This is a genomic window from Variovorax sp. 01T439_2, assembly GCF_056398445.1.
The window spans coordinates 1-1,600 of the sequence record NZ_JBFTPJ010001154.1; the positions used below are offsets into that span (position 1 = coordinate 1).

A 1,600-nucleotide genomic window follows, 5' to 3' on the forward strand; every position below is an offset into this window, starting at 1 on the left:
AGATAAACCTCGATCACGCGTTCATCCGCCTGCACCTCGTCCAGCGTGCCCTGCGCCAGCACGGACCCGTCGCACAGCACGGTGACGATCTCGGAAATGGTGCGGATGAAGCTCATGTCGTGCTCCACCACCATCAGGGAATGCTTGCCCTTGAGCGTGAGAAACAGCTCGGCCGTGCGCGCCGTTTCCTCGTCGGTCATGCCGGCCACGGGCTCGTCGAGCAGCAGCAGCTTCGGGTCCTGCATCAGCAGCATGCCGATCTCGAGCCACTGCTTCTGGCCATGGCTCAGATTGCCGGCCAGGCGCGACACGCTGTCGGCCAGGTGAATGGTCTGCAGCACCTCGGCGAGCCGGTCGCTCTGCGCCGAGTCGAGCCTGAACAGCATCGAGGCGCGAACGCCCTTGTTGGTCTTGAGTGCGAGCTCGAGGTTCTCGAACACCGTGAGATGCTCGAACACCGTCGGCTTCTGGAACTTGCGGCCGATGCCCAGCTGCGCGATGTCGGCCTCGCGATGGCGCAGCAGGTCGATGGTGCTGCCGAAGAACACCGTGCCCTCGTCGGGCCGCGTCTTGCCGGTGATGATGTCCATCATCGTGGTCTTGCCCGCACCGTTCGGGCCGATGATGCAGCGCAGCTCGCCCGGCGCAATGTCGAGCGACAGCTTGTTGATGGCCTTGAAGCCGTCGAAGCTCACGCTCACGTCCTCCAGGTAGAGGATGCGGCCGTGCGTCACGTCCACTTCGCCCGGCGTTGCGATGCGGCCGAAGTCCGCGGAACGGCCGCCCGATTCGGTGCTGCCGCCCGCGTGGTGCATGCCCTTGGCGCGGGCGGCGCGCTCGGCGCCAGCTTCCATCAGGTCGGGTGTCATGCACGCGCTCCCTTCACTTCGGCCACCAGCGGCGCGTGCAGCGCCTCCGGCTCCACGCCTTGCGCGGCGGCCATGGCGCGCTGTGCTTCCTCTCGGCCGGCGCTCGGCGCCGCCTTTTCACGCGACAGCCATTTCTTCACCAGGCCCACGATACCGTTCGGCAGGAACAGCGTGACGGCAATGAACAAGGCCCCCAGGAAGTACAGCCAGTACTCGGGGTAGGCCACCGTGAGCCAGCTCTTCGCGCCGTTGACGATGAAGGCGCCGATGATCGGCCCGATCAGCGTCGCGCGCCCGCCCACCGCGGCCCAGATCGCGATCTCGATGGAGTTGGCCGCGCTCATCTCGCCGGGGTTGATGATGCCCACCTGCGGCACATACAAGGCACCGGCCACGCCGCACATCACGGCCGAAATGACCCAGATCGTGAGCTTGTAGGGCAGCGGGTTGTAGCCCGAGAACATCACGCGCGTTTCAGCATCGCGGATGGCCTGCAGCACGCGGCCGAACTTGCTTGCGATGAGCCACTTCGCAAACAGGAAGAAGCCCAGCAGCGTAAGGCCCGTGAGCGCGAAGAGCGTCATGCGCATTTCCTGCGTAGCGATCGGAATGCCCAGGATGCGCTTGAAGTCGGTAAAACCGTTGTTGCCGCCAAAGCCCGTCTCGTTGCGGAAGAACAGCAGCATCGCGGCAAAGGTCATGGCCTGCGTGATGATCGAGAAATACACGCC

2 protein-coding genes are annotated in these 1,600 nt (G+C 65.1%); both read right to left on the minus strand.

Going from position 1 to position 1,600, the window contains the following annotated elements; translation table 11 throughout:
• On the minus strand, window positions 1-869 hold an 869-nt coding region (gene urtD, locus AC1DOC_RS32975), incomplete at its 3' end, for an urea ABC transporter ATP-binding protein UrtD (protein ID WP_478131484.1).
• Window positions 866-1,600: ABC transporter permease subunit (locus AC1DOC_RS32980; RefSeq protein WP_478131485.1), on the minus strand; the 735-nt coding region annotated here is incomplete at its 5' end. The genes urtD and AC1DOC_RS32980, both read right to left, overlap by 4 nt.